The sequence below is a fragment of the Rummeliibacillus sp. JY-2-4R genome (assembly GCF_053847205.1).
Map to the genome: position 1 here is coordinate 2,908,722 of NZ_CM132623.1, position 20,064 is coordinate 2,928,785.

At 34.7% G+C, this 20,064-nt stretch carries 22 protein-coding genes; 5 read left to right on the forward strand and 17 right to left on the reverse strand.

The window, feature by feature from the left end; genetic code table 11:
- Positions 1–31 precede the first annotated feature (31 nt).
- Together sspI and ACWV26_RS14240 are read left to right on the forward strand one after the other, a co-directional pair.
- On the forward strand, positions 32–238 hold the full coding sequence (gene sspI / locus ACWV26_RS14235; protein ID WP_455895388.1) for a small acid-soluble spore protein SspI: 207 nt from the start codon (positions 32–34) through the stop codon (positions 236–238).
- A gap of 124 nt (positions 239–362) precedes the next feature.
- Positions 363–1,748, forward strand: coding sequence for an FAD-binding oxidoreductase (locus ACWV26_RS14240; protein ID WP_455898264.1), 1,386 nt, complete (start codon positions 363–365; stop codon positions 1,746–1,748).
- Between the two features lie 66 nt (positions 1,749–1,814).
- Here the strand turns inward: ACWV26_RS14240 and ACWV26_RS14245 are convergent, their stop codons facing one another.
- From ACWV26_RS14245 to hmpA, 14 genes are all read right to left on the reverse strand, one after another.
- Entirely contained in the window at positions 1,815–2,558 is a 744-nt protein-coding gene (locus ACWV26_RS14245; protein WP_455895389.1) for an ABC transporter ATP-binding protein, read from the reverse strand.
- Positions 2,551–3,324 carry an ABC transporter ATP-binding protein gene (locus ACWV26_RS14250; protein ID WP_455895390.1) on the reverse strand — a complete coding sequence of 258 codons (774 nt, stop codon included), beginning with the start codon at positions 3,322–3,324 and terminating at the stop codon, positions 2,551–2,553. Before ACWV26_RS14250 ends, ACWV26_RS14245 begins: the two co-directional genes overlap by 8 nt.
- A complete protein-coding gene (locus ACWV26_RS14255; RefSeq protein ID WP_455895391.1) occupies positions 3,314–4,276 on the reverse strand; it encodes a branched-chain amino acid ABC transporter permease in 963 nt (320 codons plus the stop codon). The genes ACWV26_RS14250 and ACWV26_RS14255 overlap by 11 nt, the downstream gene beginning before the upstream one ends.
- 4 nt (positions 4,277–4,280) lie before the next feature.
- Complete coding sequence (locus ACWV26_RS14260) at positions 4,281–5,165, reverse strand: branched-chain amino acid ABC transporter permease (protein WP_455895392.1); 885 nt, start codon at positions 5,163–5,165, stop codon at positions 4,281–4,283.
- 163 nt (positions 5,166–5,328) lie between these two features.
- Positions 5,329–6,483 (reverse strand): ABC transporter substrate-binding protein, encoded by a 1,155-nt coding sequence (locus ACWV26_RS14265; protein WP_455895393.1) that lies wholly within the window; start codon positions 6,481–6,483, stop codon positions 5,329–5,331.
- Positions 6,484–6,720: 237 nt separating this feature from the next.
- On the reverse strand, positions 6,721–7,689 hold the full coding sequence (argF, locus tag ACWV26_RS14270; protein ID WP_455895394.1) for an ornithine carbamoyltransferase: 969 nt from the start codon (positions 7,687–7,689) through the stop codon (positions 6,721–6,723).
- Positions 7,690–7,984: 295 nt separating this feature from the next.
- Entirely contained in the window at positions 7,985–8,659 is a 675-nt protein-coding gene (locus ACWV26_RS14275) for an ABC transporter ATP-binding protein (RefSeq protein ID WP_455895395.1), read from the reverse strand.
- Positions 8,660–9,775 (reverse strand): ABC transporter permease, encoded by a 1,116-nt coding sequence (locus ACWV26_RS14280; protein ID WP_455895396.1) that lies wholly within the window; start codon positions 9,773–9,775, stop codon positions 8,660–8,662.
- A 102-nt stretch (positions 9,776–9,877) separates the two neighbouring features.
- Entirely contained in the window at positions 9,878–10,450 is a 573-nt protein-coding gene (locus ACWV26_RS14285) for a TetR/AcrR family transcriptional regulator (RefSeq protein WP_455895397.1), read from the reverse strand.
- 222 nt (positions 10,451–10,672) lie between these two features.
- The gene (locus tag ACWV26_RS14290; RefSeq protein ID WP_455895398.1) at positions 10,673–11,761 is read right to left on the reverse strand and encodes a M42 family metallopeptidase; all 1,089 of its coding nucleotides are present in this window, start codon (positions 11,759–11,761) and stop codon (positions 10,673–10,675) included.
- Positions 11,762–11,831: 70 nt separating this feature from the next.
- The gene (dut, locus tag ACWV26_RS14295) at positions 11,832–12,269 is read right to left on the reverse strand and encodes a dUTP diphosphatase (RefSeq protein WP_455895399.1); all 438 of its coding nucleotides are present in this window, start codon (positions 12,267–12,269) and stop codon (positions 11,832–11,834) included.
- Between the two features lie 122 nt (positions 12,270–12,391).
- Positions 12,392–12,661, reverse strand: coding sequence for a DUF1294 domain-containing protein (locus tag ACWV26_RS14300; protein ID WP_455895400.1), 270 nt, complete (start codon positions 12,659–12,661; stop codon positions 12,392–12,394).
- Between the two features lie 92 nt (positions 12,662–12,753).
- Positions 12,754–14,112, reverse strand: a complete 1,359-nt coding sequence (locus ACWV26_RS14305) for a DUF5776 domain-containing protein (protein ID WP_455895401.1) — start codon at positions 14,110–14,112, stop codon at positions 12,754–12,756.
- Positions 14,113–14,507: 395 nt separating this feature from the next.
- A complete protein-coding gene (gene hmpA, locus ACWV26_RS14310) occupies positions 14,508–15,698 on the reverse strand; it encodes an NO-inducible flavohemoprotein (protein WP_455895402.1) in 1,191 nt (396 codons plus the stop codon).
- Between the two features lie 169 nt (positions 15,699–15,867).
- Here hmpA and ACWV26_RS14315 point away from each other — a divergent pair, with 169 nt between their 5' ends.
- Complete coding sequence (locus ACWV26_RS14315) at positions 15,868–16,308, forward strand: Rrf2 family transcriptional regulator (RefSeq protein WP_455895403.1); 441 nt, start codon at positions 15,868–15,870, stop codon at positions 16,306–16,308.
- A gap of 184 nt (positions 16,309–16,492) precedes the next feature.
- On the opposite strand, the gene rplT is transcribed toward ACWV26_RS14315, so the two are convergent.
- Genes rplT through infC form a run of 3 tightly spaced genes read right to left on the reverse strand, consistent with a single transcriptional unit; the run spans position 16,493 to position 17,643 of the window.
- Positions 16,493–16,852 carry a 50S ribosomal protein L20 gene (gene rplT / locus ACWV26_RS14320; RefSeq protein ID WP_403095966.1) on the reverse strand — a complete coding sequence of 120 codons (360 nt, stop codon included), beginning with the start codon at positions 16,850–16,852 and terminating at the stop codon, positions 16,493–16,495.
- A gap of 51 nt (positions 16,853–16,903) precedes the next feature.
- Positions 16,904–17,104 carry a 50S ribosomal protein L35 gene (gene rpmI / locus ACWV26_RS14325; protein ID WP_397539582.1) on the reverse strand — a complete coding sequence of 67 codons (201 nt, stop codon included), beginning with the start codon at positions 17,102–17,104 and terminating at the stop codon, positions 16,904–16,906.
- A 32-nt stretch (positions 17,105–17,136) separates the two neighbouring features.
- On the reverse strand, positions 17,137–17,643 hold the full coding sequence (infC, locus tag ACWV26_RS14330) for a translation initiation factor IF-3 (protein ID WP_455895404.1): 507 nt from the start codon (positions 17,641–17,643) through the stop codon (positions 17,137–17,139).
- Between the two features lie 395 nt (positions 17,644–18,038).
- Between infC and ACWV26_RS14335 the strand changes: the two genes are divergently transcribed.
- Together ACWV26_RS14335 and ACWV26_RS14340 are read left to right on the forward strand one after the other, a co-directional pair.
- Complete coding sequence (locus tag ACWV26_RS14335) at positions 18,039–19,247, forward strand: glycosyltransferase (RefSeq protein ID WP_455895405.1); 1,209 nt, start codon at positions 18,039–18,041, stop codon at positions 19,245–19,247.
- A complete protein-coding gene (locus tag ACWV26_RS14340; RefSeq protein WP_455895406.1) occupies positions 19,228–19,965 on the forward strand; it encodes an HAD-IIB family hydrolase in 738 nt (245 codons plus the stop codon). Before ACWV26_RS14335 ends, ACWV26_RS14340 begins: the two co-directional genes overlap by 20 nt.
- Positions 19,966–20,064: the final 99 nt, after the last annotated feature.

The following is a 20,064-nucleotide window of genomic DNA, read 5'->3' on the forward strand; positions in this document are numbered from 1 at the left end:
TCGGCAAAAATATCATCAGGAGGGATGCCGAATGAATTTTCAAATTCGCGAAGCTATTAAGAAAAACGTCTCAGGTCATAGCCCAGATCAATTAAAAAATATTGTGGAAGATGCAATTAAGCGTGGTGAAGAGCATTTACTTCCAGGGCTTGGCGTATTCTTTGAAACCTGGTGGCAAAATGCGGACAAAAAAGAACAAGAATCATTCATGAGTGAATTATCAAAAGCCTTAGCCTAAAATTTCAAGTAGCAACTTCTAAAAGGAGATGCTACTTTTTTAATTTCCCCCCATTTTCTGATGTATTCGTATATAATTATTAGAAAATATTGAATTTTTGGCAACATTGCGGAAGGGGATAAAAATTATGGTTATTGTTGAATCAGTTATTGCAGCATTGAAAGATATTTTGTCTGATGACCAAGTGTCTGTGAATGAGACAGTACGAGAATTACATAGCAAAGATGAATCCTATCATGAAAGTCGACTCCCAGATGTTGTTGTTTTTCCAACATCTGCAAAGCAAGTTAGTGACATATTAAAAGTGGCAAATGACTTTGAGATTGCGGTCATTCCTTTTGGACGCGGCTCAAGTTTAGAAGGGCATGTAATCCCAGTTACAAATACGATCACCATCGATTTTTCTTTAATGAATACGATTTTAGAAGTTCGACCAGAGGATTTATTAGTTCGGGTTCAACCTGGTGTGACAAGAACACAATTGAATAAAGAGTTGAAAAAGTATGGACTCTTCTTCTCTGTTGACCCAGGAGCAGATGCATCTCTTGGTGGAATGGCGGCAACGAATGCGAGTGGGACAACCGCAGTACGCTATGGTGTTATGCGTGATCAAGTTCGAGACTTAGAAGTGGTGCTTGCAGGTGGCCGTATCATTCATACAGGAAATCTAGCAGCTAAGTCATCTTCTGGCTATCATCTAAATGGGTTATTTGTTGGTTCTGAAGGGACTCTTGGTTGCTTCACTGAATTAACCTTACAAGTATATGGTATTCCTGAATTTGAAATGGCGGCAAGAGCAGTCTTTCCATCAGTAAAAAATGCTGTCAATGCCGTAACTTCTATACTTCAAGCAGGTATTCCTATCGCACGAGTTGAACTTGTAGATGAACAATCGATTGAACAAGTAAATCATTATAGCGAGACGAATTACCCTATAAAACCAACACTATTTTTAGAGTTTCATGGTAATGATGCAGGTCTAGCTCAAGATGTTACATTTACAAAAGAAATAATGCAAGATTATGGTTGTACGGAAATAGAATTTGAAACTGATACAGCTGCACGTAACAAACTTTGGGATGCTCGACATAACCTTGCCTATGCTTATATCCATGCATATAAAGGGAAAAAGCTTATGTCTACAGACGTTTGCGTATCGATAACAGATTTAGCAGATGCGATTAGTTTTGCTCGTTCTGAATTAGAAAATATCGGTTTGCCTGGTGGGGTTGTTGGCCATGTGGGAGATGGAAATTTCCATGCACTTGTTATGATTGATATTAACAATGGTGAAGAAATTGAAAAAGCTAAACGTTTCAATGAATTATTAGTCAATTTTGCTCTAGAACGCGGGGGTACTTGCACTGGCGAACATGGAGTGGGAATCGGCAAACGTATGTATCAAGAAAAAGAACATGGAGAAGCATTAGAAGTGATGAAAACGATTAAGCTAGCTCTAGATCCAAAGAATATCCTAAACCCTGGTAAGTTAATTGATAGTCAAAAGTAGATATAACAAAAACACACGACAACGTTTTATTTTGTCGTGTGTTTTATATGATGATTTACAATTTAATTAAGAAGGAGTTTTTGCTTTTTCTTCTGCATCTCCTGTAGATTTTCTACCTAAGTATGCTTCAACAACACGTGGGTCTTCAAGCAAATCTGAAGCTTTTCCTTCTATTATAATCTTTCCTGTTTCCATTACATAACCGTAATCAGCAATTTTCAATGCTTGCTTCGCATTTTGTTCTACTAGAAGCACCGTTGTGCCATCATCTTTAATCTCTTTAATAATTTTAAAAATGTCCGCAACAATTAATGGGGCAAGACCCATTGAAGGCTCGTCTAGTAATAATAGTTTTGGTTTAGACAATAGGGCTCTTGCGATAGCAAGCATTTGTTGTTGACCACCTGACATGGTACCAGCAAACTGTGTTTTACGTTCTCGTAAAATGGGGAAACGTTCCATAACTGCTTCAATCTCTTTATCAACATTTTTGTCTTTCCGATGGTATGCACCCATATCTAGATTTTCCATAACTGTCATACTAGATAAAATAGCGCGACCTTCTGGAACGAGTGCAACCCCTTTACGTAAAAGTTGATCCGGTCTAAGTCCTGTTACTTCTTCTCCCAAAAATTCAACAGAGCCTTTTTTAGGTTTTAATAATCCTACAATCGTCTTCATTGTTGTAGACTTACCAGCTCCGTTTGCACCTAAAAGAGTAACAATTTTGCCTTCTTCAACGACTAGATTGATTCCCTTTAAAGCTTGAATTTGTCCATAATAAGTTTCAACGTTTGATATTTTAAGCAATGTCATCTTCCTCCTCTTTACCAAGGTAGGCTTCAATCACAGCTTCATTGTTTTGAATTTCTTCCGGCGTACCTTCTGCTAACTTTTTACCAAAATTCAGTACTGTAATACGGTCACACAATTTCATAATTAGAGGCATATCGTGTTCGATGATTAAAACAGTGATCCCTTTTGATTGAATTTTCTTTATCAAATCAAATAGGCTATCTGTTTCTTTTTCATTCATCCCAGCAGCGGGTTCGTCTAATAATAACAATCGAGGGTTACTAGCTAAAGCGCGGGCAATTTCTAAACGTCTTTGTTGTCCGTATGCTAAGTTTTCTGAAAGTATATCCTTAAATTCTAACAATCCAACTAATTCTAATAACTCTTCAGCCTTTTTCTTTAAATCTTGCTCTTCTTTACGTTGTGACCTTGTTCGAAATACTCCTTTAAAAACACCAGAATGTGTTTGAGAATGGCCACCTACCATAACATTTTCCAATGCTGACATTTGTGAGAATAAACGAATATTTTGATAGGTACGGCAAATACCTTTTTCTGTAATTTTATGCGGTTTTATTCCTGTAATATCGTCTCCGTTAAAATTAACCTCTCCAGATGAAGGAGAAAAAATATTGGTTATTAAATTGAACATAGTTGTTTTACCAGCACCATTCGGGCCAATTAATCCATAGATTTCTCCTTCATTTATAGAAAAAGTAACATCAGTTAAAGCGGAGATCCCGCCAAAGTTTTTAGATATATTATTAATCTTAAGAACCATGTACGTCTCCCCCTTTTGTACGTTTTAACTTTCTAAACCAATTTAGTACATTTAAATCTACAATTCCTTGAGGACGTACAGCCATCAAAATAACAAGAAGTAGTCCATAAATAATATAACGATATTCACTAATGAATCGTAATACTTCAGGCATAAGTGTTAAGAATGTTGCACCAAACACTGATCCTGTAATAACTTCACTACCACCAAAAACAGTGAAAATAAGAATTTCAACAGCACGATGATATGCAAAATCCGAAGGAGAAATGTAGCCCATTACGTGAGCAAATAATGCTCCTGCAAAGCCCGCAAAAACTGCTCCTTGAGCAAATGATAGGACTTTATAATACGTAATATTAATCCCCATAGACTCGGCTGCTTTTTCATCTAATTGGATTGCAGAAAAAGCTCTACCTACACGGGATTTTTTTTGACGATAGATAAACCAAAGGATTAAAACAGTTAATACTAACAAGATTAAAAATACTATTAAACTTGCAAACTGGTTGTTTTGTAAACCTAGAACTGTAGGATTAAATCCCGTATCTCTAGCAAAATATAAAATGTTTCTTCCGATTTGAGGAATGTTGGAAATACCAACCGCCCCATTTGTTAATGACTCCCAATTGACAAAAATAACACGAATTACTTCACCTAAACCTAGTGTTGCAATCGCTAAATATACGCCTGATAAACGAAGTGCAGGTAAACCAATTAATATCCCAAGTATACCGGCAACAACTGCCCCAGCTAAAACTCCTACTATAATTGGTGCATTAAAATGAATTGTCACTAATGCTGAAGTATATGCACCAATCCCCATAAATCCAGCACTACCTAAAGATAATTGTCCAGAAGAAAGCGTGACATACACACTAACTGCTAAAATAATATTAATTAGAACAAACGATGCTATTTGTAATTGATATGGATTTAAAAGTTCCCCTAACATATGATTACCTTCCTTCCAATGATGACTTCGAACCAAATAGACCTTGTGGTTTTAATAGAAGAATAACAATAATCATAATAAAGGCTATTGCGTCTCGATAACCAGAATCTCCATATGCTACAAGGACGGTCTCAGACAATCCTAGGATTAATCCACCAGCCATGGCTCCTTTTACATTTCCCATACCACCTAAAATAATGATAGCTAATCCTTTAAGACCAATTGCTAAACCCATTTGTGGGTTAACAGAGTTAAATGCCATACCAACTAAAATACCTGCAATGCCTCCCATTGCGGATGCAATAATAACGGTCATTGTAATTGTACGCTTTGTATTAACACCTAAAATACTCGCTGTTTCTAAGTTTTCAGCAGTTGCACGTAAAGCTTTTCCGGCTTTTGTTTTTGAAAGCCAGTAAGAAAGTGCCATCATTAAAATCACTGATATAACAAAGATTACTATTTGTACTACATAAATTGTAATCGAACCGACTTCAATCTTAAGCTCTGAAAAAGAAGTTTTAAATGGTTGATTACCAGCCCCAAATAAATGATGTGACATATTTTCTAGAAATATAGAAACACCAATCGTACTAATCAATGGAGCTAAATGAGAAACACCTTTTTTTCCACGAAGAGGACGTAATGTTAGTCTTTCTAATAAATAACCTAATATTCCAGTAACAACAATAGATGCTAAAAATCCTAGCCATAAAGGCCAACCCAATACACCAGTTGTCATGACACCAACATAAGCACCTACCATAAAAATTTCACCGTGCGCCATATTGATAATACCCAATACACCAAATACAAGGGTAAAACCAAGTGCTACAATTGCATAAATACTTCCCAAAGTTATTCCATTAACTAATTGCTCTAGTAGCATGATCAATCATTCCCTAACGTTTAATTTATTTAACACTCGAATGATCTGTAAAATACAAACAACCTAAATTGTTTCTACTTCTTTTACTTTTCATTTCATATGACTCCAAGCTTTAACTATTGGCTAGTTAAAGCTTGGGTTGTAAAACATTTTAATTTTCTGACTATTTAAATTCAACAAATTTTCCGTCTTTTATTTCTACAACTTTAGGATCCATTACTACGTCCCCATCTTTATCAAATGAGAATTTTCCAAGGATACCTTCAAAATCTTTTGTTTCGGCTAAAGCTTTATGGAATTTTTCACGATCTGCTTCTCCTGCACGTTTTAATGCATCAGCATAAATGTACATCGCATCATAAGCTTGAGCAGCGAATTGGTCAGGTAATTTACCATATGCTTCTTTGTATTTCTTATTAAAGTCAACCACTTTTTGATCTGTTGATTCGCCAAACCATGGAGTAGCAACGACTAAACCATTCGCAGCGTCTCCTGCAATTTTAATAACTTCTGGGGAGTTGAATCCATTACCACCAACAAACGGAACATTTAATCCCATTTTGCGAGCTTGGTCCATAATTACTGCACCTTCGTTATATAAAGCTGAAGCTAAGATAAAATCAGGTTTTAAATTTTTAATTTTTGTTAATTGTGCGTTGTAATCACTTTGACCTTTTTGGAATGTTTCGATTGTTACAATGTCAAGTCCCATTTTTTCTGCTTCTTTTTTCATTGTATCGAAGCCTGATTTTGTGAATACATCGTCATTACCGTAAATAATTGCTACTTTTTTCGCTTTTGTTTTAGATACTACTTTTTCCATTGCTGCTGGAATTGCTAAAGCTTCTGGTAGAGAGTTTCTAAATACATAATCTCCAATTTGTGGAATACCTTCAGCTGTAGTTGATGTTCCCATAATTGAGATTCCATTTAAATCTGCTTCTGGAGCAACTACTTTAAATTCAGTACTTAGAGTTGGTCCTAAAATTGCTACGATATCATTATCACTCATTAACTTTTGGCCTGCAGACAATGCTTGTTCTTGTTTACCTGCAGAGTCTTCAGTTACTAGTTCGATATTCACATCACCTTTTGCGTTAATTTCTTTTTGAGCTAATTTAAAACCATTTGTAATGGCTTCACCATATGCTGCACCAGCTCCTGTCAAGTAAGAAATTACGCCAAATTTCGCATTAATCTTACCATTCGACTTTTCTCCACTAGATTGAGTACTACTAGAACTTGTACCACATCCTGCTAGAACAATTAGCATTAATGCAGATACAAATACTAGTAATCTTCTTGTCATCTTATTCATATGTTTCCTCCTATTTATTAGGTTTTTGTAAATACTATTCTATTAAATTACATTTACGTGAATATGTAAATAGAAAAATCGTAATTATTAATATTTTCTGACTCTTGTTTTTATTCAAATATCATAATAATTATGCTTCAATCAGCAAAAACAGTCTATTTAATCGAAATATTCTAACAAATAAGACCGTAAAAAAACCGTAACACTTTTAAGCTTTTGTGCTACGGTATTTTGATGTTATTCCCCTAATATGGAAGCTAATACAGCTTTTTGTGCATGAAGGCGATTTTCAGCTTGTTCGAAAATAAAGGAATTTGGACCATCAATTACTGATGAAGCCACTTCTTCTTCACGATGAGCTGGTAAGCAGTGTAGGAACATATAATCCGGTTTTGCATTTGCTACAAGCGTATCGTTGATTTGATATCCTTTAAAGTCATCTAAACGTTTAGCAGCCTCTTCTTCTTGACCCATTGATGTCCATACATCCGTGTAAATCACATCTGCATTTTTTGCAGCTTCTACAGGATCGTATGTGTGGGCAACTGTGCTACCGTTTTTCACTGCAATCTCTTTTGCAATTTTCATAACATCTTCACTAGGTTCATAGTTTTTCGGAGTTGCAACAACCACGTCAATACCAACATGCGCACATGCAACGACAAGTGAATGAGCAACGTTATTGCCATCGCCAATATAAGCAAGTTTTAGTCCTTTTAGTTCGCCTTTTTCTTCTGCAATCGTTTCTAAATCCGCTAATGCTTGGCATGGGTGTGCAATATCCGTTAAACCGTTGATTACTGGAATAGATGCGTGCTCTGCAAGTTCTTTCACCATTTCATGTGAGTTTGCGCGAATCATAATTCCATCTAGATAGCCTGACAATACATGACCTGTATCATGAATAGACTCTCCACGACCAATTTGCAAATCGCGTGCATTCATGTACATTCCTTTACCACCTAGTTGATTCATCCCAACTTCAAATGAAATACGTGTACGAGTAGAATTTTTTTCGAAGATCATCCCTAAAGTTTTTCCTTCCAATAATGGAGGGCAACTACCTTCTTTTGTAATCACTTTTAATTTCATAGCTAGATCGATTAATCCTTGTACTTCCTCACTTGTATAGTCAGCAAGTGCAAGTAAATCTTTATCTTTTAAAGTCGTAACCAATTTAAGTTGAACAAGTTCTAATAATTTCATCCGAATCGCTCCTTACATTTGTTGTGATAATGAACATTATACATATGTATATTTATTAAATCAAATGTATTTTTATGTTTTTTTAAAATTTTTAAAATCCTTCATCTAATTGGATAAAGGATTTTTTGAAAATAATTTATACTGATAAACCATTACTATCTCTGTTTTAAAAAGCGTTAAATGAAAAAATCATCTTTATTAATAATAATTTTGATTTAATATAATCCTTTTACAAAATGATTAATCAATTTGTAAAAGGATTATTTGTTTGATTTAATTTTTACAAAAAACTATTTTAAATTAACGTTAAAATACCGTCTTCCATTTTATATACTTTATCACAGTATTTCAGCATACGTTCGTCGTGAGTTACCATAATAGCTGCTTTGTTACGTTTTTTCACTTCATCGGCGATTAATTGTACTACCTCATGAGCACGTTTAGAATCTAAGCTTGCTGTCGGTTCATCTGCTAGAATAATAGTAGAATTATTCATAAAAGAACGAGCAATTGCTACTCTTTGACGTTCTCCACCCGAAAGTTCATTTGGATATTTATTAAATTTGCCACCTAATCCAAGTTCAGCAAGTAATTTCTTTGCTTTTTCTTCACCTTCTTTAGATGGTTTACCGGCCATTTTTGTAACTAAAATTAATTGGTCAATAACTTTTAAATAAGGTATAAGATTTGAAGTTTGCAATATAAAGCCTATTTCATTTAAGCGGAATTTTGATAATTCTTTAGAAGATAGGCTTGTAATTTCTCGATTATTAATTAAAATTGAACCTGAAGTGGGTTTTAATAATGCGCCTGCAATTGATAAAAGTGTACTTTTCCCAGATCCCGAAGGTCCAACGATTGCGACAAGTTCCCCTGTTTTCACTTCCATAGAAGCATTATTTAACGCTGTTACTTTTGAGTATCCTTCATCATATGTTTTTGTTACATTCTTAATTTGCAATCCATTCATTTATTCCACTCTCCCTAATGCTGTTAATGGATCAATCTTTACGATTTGACGAACGGAAATAAGTGAACTTAACAAGCTAATAACAAGTAATGCAATGCCATATAAAACAACAAGAGTTCCATCCAAATTAAATGGCATATTTTCTGGGAATACAAGAGCCGTTAAATAAGTTAAGGCACCCCCTATTAATATACCAACTACTGAGAGGACAAATACTTGTGAAATAATTGCTCTAGTAATAAAGCTGTTACTTGCTCCAATTGCTTTCATTACACCGAATTGTTGTGTTTTTTGAATCGTAATTACATAAAAGAAAACAGCTATGACAAATGCAGAAATGACAATTAAAAATGCAAGCATCATTAATATAGTGCCATTTTCCTCCATGTAACCAGGCATTCCATTAATAGCAGTACTTTTGGTTACAGTTTCGATACCTTTAATTGATTTATCTAATTGTACATGATTCAAATTTGGCGCTTGTAAAACGATTGCATTCACTACATCTTTAATTCCATTGTTTGATCCTGGTGCAGCAAATGTATAATCTCTCCATTGATCTAATGTAGAAAATAAAACAGGTAAATGGTTAAATGTTTCTCCCTCTACGAAACCGATAATCTTTAATTTGATGATAGAACCATCAATTTGGATTTTGTCACCAATTTTGTAACCTTTCTCTTTTAATGATTCATTAGCAAGTACGCCGTTTTTTGTTGAACGATCTAGTTGTTTACCTTCAATCACTTTAGGCTCAATGAAGTCTCCAGGATTAATACCTAAAACAGCAATATCTGTTTTTTCATCTTCTTTTTTGCCATGTGAAATGGCAGCCATTGATGCACCGAATGGAGTTGCTTGTTTGACATTATCATTTTTCTTAATACTATCGATTAATGATTCAGATATTAACGATTTACTAAATGTCGCTTTAGCTCCATCTTCATACACTACATAATCGGCATCTAAATTCTTAATTGTTGCAGCACTTAACGTAGAGAGACCATTACCAAGGCCGGATAAGATAAATACAAGCCATGCAATTAATACGATAATGACACTCATCAAGGTATAGCGTAGTTTTGCGTGTTTTAACTCTTTTAATGCTAAAAACATGGGATTGTTCCTCCTTATAAGTTACACATGTGTCACTTTTAGATAAAATAATGCTAAAAGTACTTTAAGCATTATTATACACATAAGTTACACTCATGTCACTTATTTTCTGCCACATACACCATATAAAATTAATTGTTTAATATATTGAAGCTGCTCATCTTTCGACAGATTTTGTTGAAAAGGAATATCAATTGTTTGAAAGATAAATGCTAATACTAGCGAATCTGGTATAGATGAAGCAATATACTTTTCTCTTTTGCCATTCGAAACGATTCTAATAAGTGGTGCATATAAATCTTTATGCATAGATGCCAATTGTTCCTTTTTTTGAATGACTTCTTCTGATGTATTTTGAATGAGTGAAGTCATCCCAAGTAATTGATGTACCTCATTAAAACGAGACATACGATATAATAAATCTTCCAGTTGTTGCTCAAAAGTACCATCTTGACGAACTTTTTGTAAATCCTCTATACTTTGCTGCATTTCAAATACCATAAAGTCAATTAATAATTCATCTTTGTTTACATATTGTTTATAGATTGCTGCTCTAGAAACTCCTAAAACATCTGCTAGATGACTGATTGTAAAGCCATCATAACCAACTTGAAGTATTTGTTCCTTTGCCGCTATATATAAATCCAATTTTGAAAAAATACGATTTCTACCCAATCCGTCACCCCATTTTTATGTATTGAATTCATCTTATCATTAAAGTTTTTTGAAGAACAAGAATTTATATACAAGATGGTTTAATAAAAAAACAGTTGGAAGGATTATAAATCCCAACCAACTGCTCTTATTACCGTTATTGAATTACTAAGTTAGTTAATCATTACTTTCAACAAATCTTTTAACCATAGGTTAAATCTCCACTTTTGTTGAGAGCTGTATTTAGTCAAAAATAATCTTATTAACTGTTTCACGGTCTAATTTTTTGATAACTTCAATCACTAATTTGACCGTATTTTCGAAGTCATCTCGATGCAAGATTCCTGCATGTGAGTGAATATAGCGTGTTGCAATACCAATCGATAATGCTGGTACACCATTGGCAGTTAGATGGATGGAGCCTGCATCTGTACCCCCGCCTGGAATGGCTTCAAATTGATAAGGGATATTATTTTCTTCAGCTGTATCAACTACTAGATCACGTAAGCCTTTGTGGGCAACCATAGAACCGTCATAGATAATGATTTGTGGGCCTGCCCCCATTTTGCTATTAGATTCTTTAGACGAAATTCCTGGCGTATCACCAGCAATCCCTACATCTACAGCAAAACCAATATCAGGGTTAATTTTGTGAGTCGCTGTTTTTGAGCCTCTCAACCCTACTTCTTCTTGGACTACACCACAACCATAGACTACATTCGGGTGTTTTGCATTTTTTAATCCTTTTAAAACTTCAATCGCGATGGCACAACCAATTCGGTTATCCCACGCTTTTGCAAGCAAATGTTTTTCGTTTTTCATCACCGTAAATTCAAAATAAGGTGTGACCATATCTCCTGGTCTTACCCCCCAGCTTTCTGCTTCTGTTTTGGAGGCTGCACCGATATCAATGAACATATCTTTAATTTCATATGGTTGTTTACGAGCTGAAGCAGATAAAATATGAGGAGGCTTAGATCCAATAACACCAATAATGGTTTCACCAGAACGTGTTACTACTTGCACACGTTGTGCTAGCATTACTTGTGACCACCAACCACCAACTGTTTGGAATTTTAAAAAGCCTTTATCATCTATTTGTGTGACCATAAAGCCTACTTCGTCTAAGTGACCTGCGACCATGATTTTAGGACCGTTTGGATCGCCTACTTTTTCGGCAATGACAGCGCCTAAATTATCACTTTCTACTTTATCTGCATATGGTTCAATGTATTTTGTCATCACTTCACGGGATTCTTTTTCGTTGCCCGCAATTGCTCGAGCATCCGTTAAATCCTTCAACATTTTTAATGTCTCATCTAATTGGACCATTATTTCGCCCCCTAAACATTTCAATACTTGTTAATTATAATCCGAACAGAGGATAAATTCAAAATATTCATTAGAATTTACCAGATGAACCGAATCCTTGCGCAGAGCGTGTTGAATCTGTCACTTGGTCTACTTGCTCAACGTTTACTTGAAGAACTGGAGCAATAACCATTTGTGCAATACGCATATGTTTTTCAATGTTGAAATCAGACTTACCATGATTTATTAATATGATTTTAATCTCTCCACGATATCCTTCATCTATCGTACCAGGGCTATTTAGAACTGTAACTGCATGTTTTAGTGCGAGTCCACTTCTAGGGCGTACTTGTGCTTCTGTACCTTTAGGCAGTTCAATTATAATGCCTGTATGGATTAATGCAGATTCTCCAGCTTTGATTACTTTTTCTTCTACTGAATATAAGTCTAGGCCAGCATCACCTGGGTTCGCGCGAAATGGCATTTTCGCATCTTCATGAATGAGTTGTACTTTTAATGTGTAATCCATTGTCTTACCTACCTTTATTATTTCGAACTGTAATTTCTCTTTATCCATCGTATCGAAAAAGAAAGAAATTGAAAAGAAATTTTACTAATAACATTTTTGTATTATGAAATTGATTTATGATATTAAACTTTTAAAATGATAAATGCTTCTACAATAGCTAGAATTGTAAATCCGTATAGAAATTTCGGGTGACGGGTTTTGTGATGGAATAAAAGCATTCCTAACCATGTACCAGCTGCTCCTCCACCCCATGCAATTAACCAAAGTCTTTTTTCTGGAATACGCCACCGATTATTAATTGCTTTCCATTTATCGATTCCCATTACCAGAAACCCAATTACAAACAATAAAAGAAAATAAATCTTAATAACAATAGATAAATCTAAATTCATGCTTTCCTCCTCATAAAAAAAGCATATAGAGTATAAAATCTCCATATGCAAAAGTGGTATTTCTTTGTATTTAATTGTACTCTAGATATTCATTATCTTGCTTGAACAAATGATTTGTTTGCAGTGATATATTTGCCATTTGATAATTTTAATCTTGGTGTTCCACCTGATGTAAATGAAATCGATTTAACAGTTAATCTTTTCCCTTTTGAAAGTGCTGTTCCTCTATTTGCAGTAGTGAAACTTGTACTGCTATATTGGTAAACACTTTTCTTTAATTGAACTGTACCAGGATTGACATAAATATAATTAGTGATTGATGGTGTTACTACTCGTACAAAATCTTTACTTGCAGTAATGTATGAACCAGATACCGTTTTTAATCTTGGTGTTCCACCTGTAGAATAAGCTAAATCTTTAATGCTTAAAACTGTGTTCTTTTTCACACTAGTAAGTTTTTTGCTAAAGTCTGCATTGTTATATGCATATACCCCTGATTTTACAAGGATCTTTTTAGGAGTCGTTGTATAATAGTTGTTAATATTCGATGTAACTTTTACAACATAACTACGATTTGCTGAAATATATGTGCCATTCGTTAGTTTCAATCTTGGCGTACCAGCACTCGTTTTTACGATAGCAGAAACGTTAAGTAATGTGTTTTTAGGAATAGCTTTAACTTTAGTAGTCGTATTAAAAGTTGTAGATGAATATTGATTTACTGGTGTTTTTGTTGCGATTTTCTTTGGATTTGTTGTGTAATATCTTGCGTTACTTGTTGTTGTAATAGAGGAATCAGCTCTAAAGAATGTATTTAATGTTTTTCCTGTAGCTAATCTATTTAAGTCAACATCCCCATCAATTCCCAAAACGGACCCTTGGCTTGTATATTGCCATAAATCATAGTCAATTGTTGGTTGGGCACCATAGCGCGCAATCCATAAAAAGTCTGCATTCGTAACTTTTTTCAAGTCTTGGTCATTATAGAAGTATTCGCCAGAATATATCCCAACTGGTTTATTCGTTAGTTTTTTTAGTTGTGTGATAAAAGCTTTTGTTGCATCAACTGTAGTACCTCTTTTAACAGTTACTTCTTCTACATCCACTACATAAAACTTTGTGTTTTTACTAGCACGATTATAGAAATCTTTTGCCTCTTGTTGTGCATCGCTTTCATCCCAGTACAGTGCATAAGCGTATACCCCAAAAGGAATTCCATATTGCATAGCAGCCTGTTCGTATTGTTTATGCCATTTGTCTTCCAACGTGCTACCATATTGCGTGCGGATAATAACAAAATCTAAATTTTTGCTTGCTGTATTCCAATCAATTTCCCCTTGATGATGCGATAAATCTGCGATAACTGGTTCTTTTGCATCAGCACTATTTCCTCCAACTACAAATAATAGAGCCAGAAGAAACAATGCACTAATCTGCTGAAGTTTCCTCATTTTTTTACAATCCTCTTTCTATGTATATTGTTAATCTTTCAATTACTTATTAAGAATAACAAATTAACGTAAAGGGAAATAATACAACTTCATGTTTTGTTTTTTACAATAATTAATAGAAAGTTAAAATTATATTACATTTTTATTTTAATTAATAAATTGGTATTTTCATGCTCGATTTTTAAAAAAATTAATAAAAATTTAACTTTATGTTTCAAAACAATTAAGTATATAATCGTGATTTTATTCAAATAACCCTAATAGATTCGTTATACTAATTTGAGCTTTTCGTAGTTATATTGTATTGTTTCACAAAATTATGTAACAAAAAGTAGCCAGCTATTATTGTCTGGCTACTATTGGCTCTTGCTCTATTTTTTTGTGCTATTTTTCGATTATGCGTTTGCTTCAACTTTTAATTGTTGTGCTGGTCCAAAGAATTCGAAGTGAATTTGAGATTCTTTAAAGCCAATTGCATATAGGTGGTTAATCATTGCTTCCATGAATGAAGCTGGTCCACATACATATACATCATTTTCAAGGCTAACGTTTTCTTGTAAGAATTCTTTTGTGATATAACCAACTTCCTCGGTATTCAATGCAATGTAGCTTGCATTTGGCATTATTTCTAGATTATTTGAGATTTCTCTGTCAAATACATGTAGTTTTGCATTACGTGCGCTATGAATAAGTGTTGTTTTTCTGTTTGAATCAAGTGCAGCTAAAGTGTCAAACATACTCATAAGTGGTGTAATACCAATCCCACCTGCTATGAATGTTACTGGTGCTTTAGACGCTAGGTCTAATTGGAAGTCCCCTGCAGGTGCACTAACTTGGATACGATCACCAATACGCGCTTGGTTGTGTAGGTAAACTGATACTTTACCTTGAGGATCGTTTAAATCTTCACGTTTTACAGAAATACGGTAAAATGCATTTTTGTTTGCTGCTCTTGATAAGCTATATTGACGGTTATGAACGAATTCTTCTCCAGGAATTTTTACTTGAATTGTAATAAATTGACCTGGATTGTATTCAGGTAATACTTTACCATCAACTGGTCGTAAGTAGAATGAAGTGATTTCTTCGTTTTCTTGCACTTTGTCAGCGATTTCAAATTCTTTGAAGAATCTCCATCCGCCTTCTTGATTTTCAGCTACTTGGTACATTGCTTCTTCAGTTGAGATGAATGCATCAGCGATTACACCATATGCTTCTGCCCATGCATTAATAATTTCATCAGTAGCAGCATCGCCTAAAACTTCTTTAATTGCACCTAGTAAAAATTCTCCTACGATTGGGTAATGTTCTGGTTTAATTCCTAAGCTACGGTGTTTTTGTGCAATTTGGTGTACAACTGGCATAATTGCGCCTAAATTTTCAATGTGAACAGCTGCAGCATATACTGTGTTAGCTAGCGCTGCTTGTTGACGACCTTTAGCTTGGTTAGCATGGTTGAAGATATTTAATAATTCAGGATGTGCAGCAAATAAATTTTTATAGAATGTTTTTGTAATTGCATTTCCGTGTACTTCTAATACTGGTGCAGTAGATTTTACAATATCCATAGTTTGTGGTGATAACACTGGTCAACACTCCTTTTCTTTTAACAACCTAAAGATACACCTGCCTTACACTAAAAGCAATATTACAAATACATCTTTAACAAAAAAGACATATTTAAAATACATCTTTTAAAAATAAGTGAATTTTTCACTATCATGGTATAATAGTATGAGAATGGTGGTGTAATGGATGCGATTAACACTCTATACCGATTACTCTTTACGTGTCCTACTCTATCTAGGCTCAATGGATTCAGATAAATTGGCCACAATTAAAGAAATATCGGAATCATATGGAATATCTAAGAATCATCTAATGAAAGTCACACATGAGCTTGGTAAGCTTGGATATATAGAAACAATTCGTGGTCGCGGCGGTGGTATTCGACTTGCGATTAAACCGGAAGAGATCGTTATTGGAAAAGTGATACGGCAAACGGAAGAAGATTTCTATCTAGTTGATTGCTTTAATCCTGAATCAGTAGGTTGTATCATTTCCCCCGTTTGCAGTTTGAAAGGCGCTCTCAATAAAGCCATGCATGCATATTTAGCTGTATTGGATGAATATACACTAAGTGATTTTCTTCATTCAAAAGAGGAAATGGCTGCATTATTGTTTAATAATAAGTAATCATAAAAAAACCTTTCGTCCCGTCTGTGTGGCTAAAGGTTTTTTATGTTTTTAAACTTTTTTTCATTATGCTCGTTTCACTTTTACAAATGATTATGTTACATATTTATAAGAATCTAATTTACCCAAAAATAAAAGCCTATGAATGTTAAATTCATAGGCTTTTACTATTTATAATTACAAATTATTTAGCTACAGCTTTTTTAGCAGCGTCTGCTAATTGAGCGAATGCAGCTGCATCGTTTACTGCAAGGTCAGCTAACATTTTACGGTTAACTTCGATTTCAGCAACTTTTAAACCGTGCATTAAACGGCTGTATGAAAGACCATTAATGCGAGCAGCAGCGTTGATACGAGTGATCCATAATTTACGGAAATCACGTTTCTTTTGACGACGGTCACGATATGCATATTGACCTGATTTCATAACTGCTTGGTTAGCAACTTTATATAATGTGTGTTTAGAGCCAAAGTAACCTTTAGCTAATTTTAAAACTTTTTTACGACGTGCGCGTGATACAGTACCGCCTTTTACGCGTGGCATACTAATTACCTCCTGCTATTCAATTACATGAATATATATTGTATTTTCGAATTATTTAATGTTTGCAAGTAAAGATTTGATGCGTTTGAAGTCACCTGAAGAAACGATGTTTGCTTTACGTAGGTGGCGTTTTGCTTTTGTAGATTTGTTTGCGAATAAGTGGCTACCGAAAGCACGGTCATATTTTAATTTACCAGTACCCGTTTTTTTGAAACGTTTAGCTGCGCCACGGTGAGTTTTCATTTTTGGCATTTCGAATTCCTCCTAAACTGTTCGACTAAAACTTATTTTTTCTCGTTCTTAGGTTGAAGTACTAAGAACATGCTTCTGCCTTCCATTTTCGGTTTTTGTTCAACCGTTGCATATTCAGCACAAGCTTCAGCAAAGCGATCTAATACTTTTTGGCCGATATCTTTGTGCGTAATTGCACGGCCTTTAAAACGGATAGATGCTTTTACCTTGTCCCCTTTTTCAAGGAACTTAATTCCGTTACGCAATTTTGTTTGGAAATCGTGTTCGTCGATAGTAGGACTTAGTCTTACTTCTTTCATCACGATAACTTTTTGGTTTTTGCGTACTTCGCGATCTTTCTTTTGTTGCTCGAATTTAAATTTACCATAGTCCATGATACGAGCGACCGGTGGCTTGGCTTGAGGAGCCACAAGGACAAGATCCAAATTTGCACGTTCTGCAATTGTTAAGGCTTCATTGCGTGATTTTACTCCAAGCTGATCTCCATTATGGTCGATTACACGAAGTTCACGAGCGCGAATGCCTTCGTTTACATACATGTCTTTGCTAATAACAATCCACCTCCAAGTAGTGTCGCGAATACATGGTTTGGGCTAGTTGCCCGATGATCGGTACGGCTTATTTCGATGTCCACTAAAAAAGGGCGGACATAGTCGAAATGTCCGCCCGCAAGATATATGTACACGCGAAATGCGTGATCCGTTCTATCACATAACCTGTCAACACTAAAAACTTAGATCAATCAGGTGAGAAGCGGGCAGCCTCTACTTCAACCACAAACTTGTATTCTTTAACCTTTAATATATTATCATGAATTAAAACGCCTGTCAACAGTTCTTCATAAAAAACAAATACATTTCTTTAAAATGTTTCGAATAAGTAATTAAGGGCTATATACAAAATGAAAAGTATTTTCTAAGGAGGAGTCAAGAATATGACAGTAAAGAAAATATTATTTATCTCAGATCATGGTGACCCACTTGCTCCATTGGGTAGCAAGCAAGCTGGCGGTCAAAATAACTATGTAAAACAATTAGCCCTTGCATTAGAATACAATAATTATGAAATTGACGTAATTACACACTGGACAAACGATCAGGCACCTCAAATCGAAAAATTTGGACATAACAATCGTGTAATTCGTATTGCCGCAGGTCATAAAGGCCCAATCAATAAAGAAAATATTTTCAGCTTACTTCCTAAGTTTTATAAAGAAATGCTGCAACTGATTGATATTAAAGAGTATGCACTTGTTCATACACATTATTGGATGTCCGGTATTCTAGGAGACATGTTAAAAACACAATTCCATCTACCATGGATTCATACAAACCATTCATTAGGAATAGCTAAAAAAAACGGAATTGGTGTAGCAAATGAAGTTCGAATTCAATATGAAAAGAAAATACTTACAAATGCGGATGAAGTAATTGCAACTACACCAAATGAAAAAGAGTTAATTGAAAGTACTGTTCCCTCACCTACTTCAATAAAAGTAGTTCCTATCGGGGTATCCCCAAGATTTATCGATACACCAATTTCAATGAAACAAAGCCCTTATTATTTATATGTTGGACGTTTGGAAAAACCAAAAGGTATCTTCGTACTATTAGAGGCGTTTAAACTTTTACTAAAAAACCATTCCGTACCAGATGAGATTAAATTAATAATCATTGGTGGGAGTAAAAACGCAGTAGATTTAATAACTAAAGATCCCAAAAACAAAGAACTTCAACAGGCGATTGCAGGCTTTGAAGACCGTATTTTGTTTTTAGGACCGAAGAATGAAAAAGAACTTGTTCATTATTACAAAAACGCCATTGCTACGATTGTTCCTTCTTATTACGAATCATTTGGAATGGTGGCAGCAGAAGCTCAAGCATGTGGTTGTCCTGTTATTGCTTCAAAAGTTGGAGGTTTACAAAATGTCGTCCTTCCACAGCGAACTGGACTACATGTAACAAGTGGTGATCCCGAAAAATTTGCAGAAGCAATGGATATTCTCTTAAAGAATGGTCTGTTAAATAATTTATTGGGCTACAACGCTAAATCTCTTGCAGAAAAACAATTTGATTGGTCTGAAATTGCTATAAGAATTAGTAACTTGTACGAGGAGATTCAACATGAATATGTTCAAAAATAATATTATTGCAACTGATCTAGACAATACTTTAATCGGCGATTCAAAATCATTGCAACAACTACTTAATTATTTAGAAAATGATTTTTCTACCATCTATATTACTGGACGCCATAAACAATCAGCAATTGAGTTATTATCTTCCCATCAAATCCCTATGCCTGAAGTACTTATTTGCGACGCAGGGGCGACAATCTATAACTCACCAGAATTTGAACAAGATACGATTTGGAAACAACTAACTAAAAAAGATTGGCAACCTCAAAAAATAAAAGCAATCATGGAATTTTCACCTTCTATAAAAAAACAAAACTTGCCTAATGAAGAACGCCTATCGTATACAATATTAGACAGCAATATTGCGAAGATAGCCGAAATCAAATTATTAGATCATGATATTTCTTGTCATTGTATTTACAGCTCGGGAAAAGACTTCGATATATTACCTGCTTATACAAACAAAGGAACTGCCTTACAATATGTGTTGCGAAACGCACCCTCAGATGCACATATTCTAGTAGCTGGGGATTCCGGAAATGATTCAGATATGCTTACACAAGGTTATCCAGCAGTTATTGTAGGCAATCATCAACCTGAACTTGAAAAGTTAACAGGTATTTCAACCATATATTTCGCAAAAAAATATTATGCAGCAGGTATTCAGGAGGGTTGGAGTCATTTTCACTCACCTATTCAGATTCAGCCATCTACACATGTCTAGTCTTGTGTTTTTCAGCCATCGATTATTCCATTAAAAAAGCGACTTTCCGTTTGAAAGAACGAAAAGCCGCCTTTTTAAGTTTAACAAGATCAAATGATC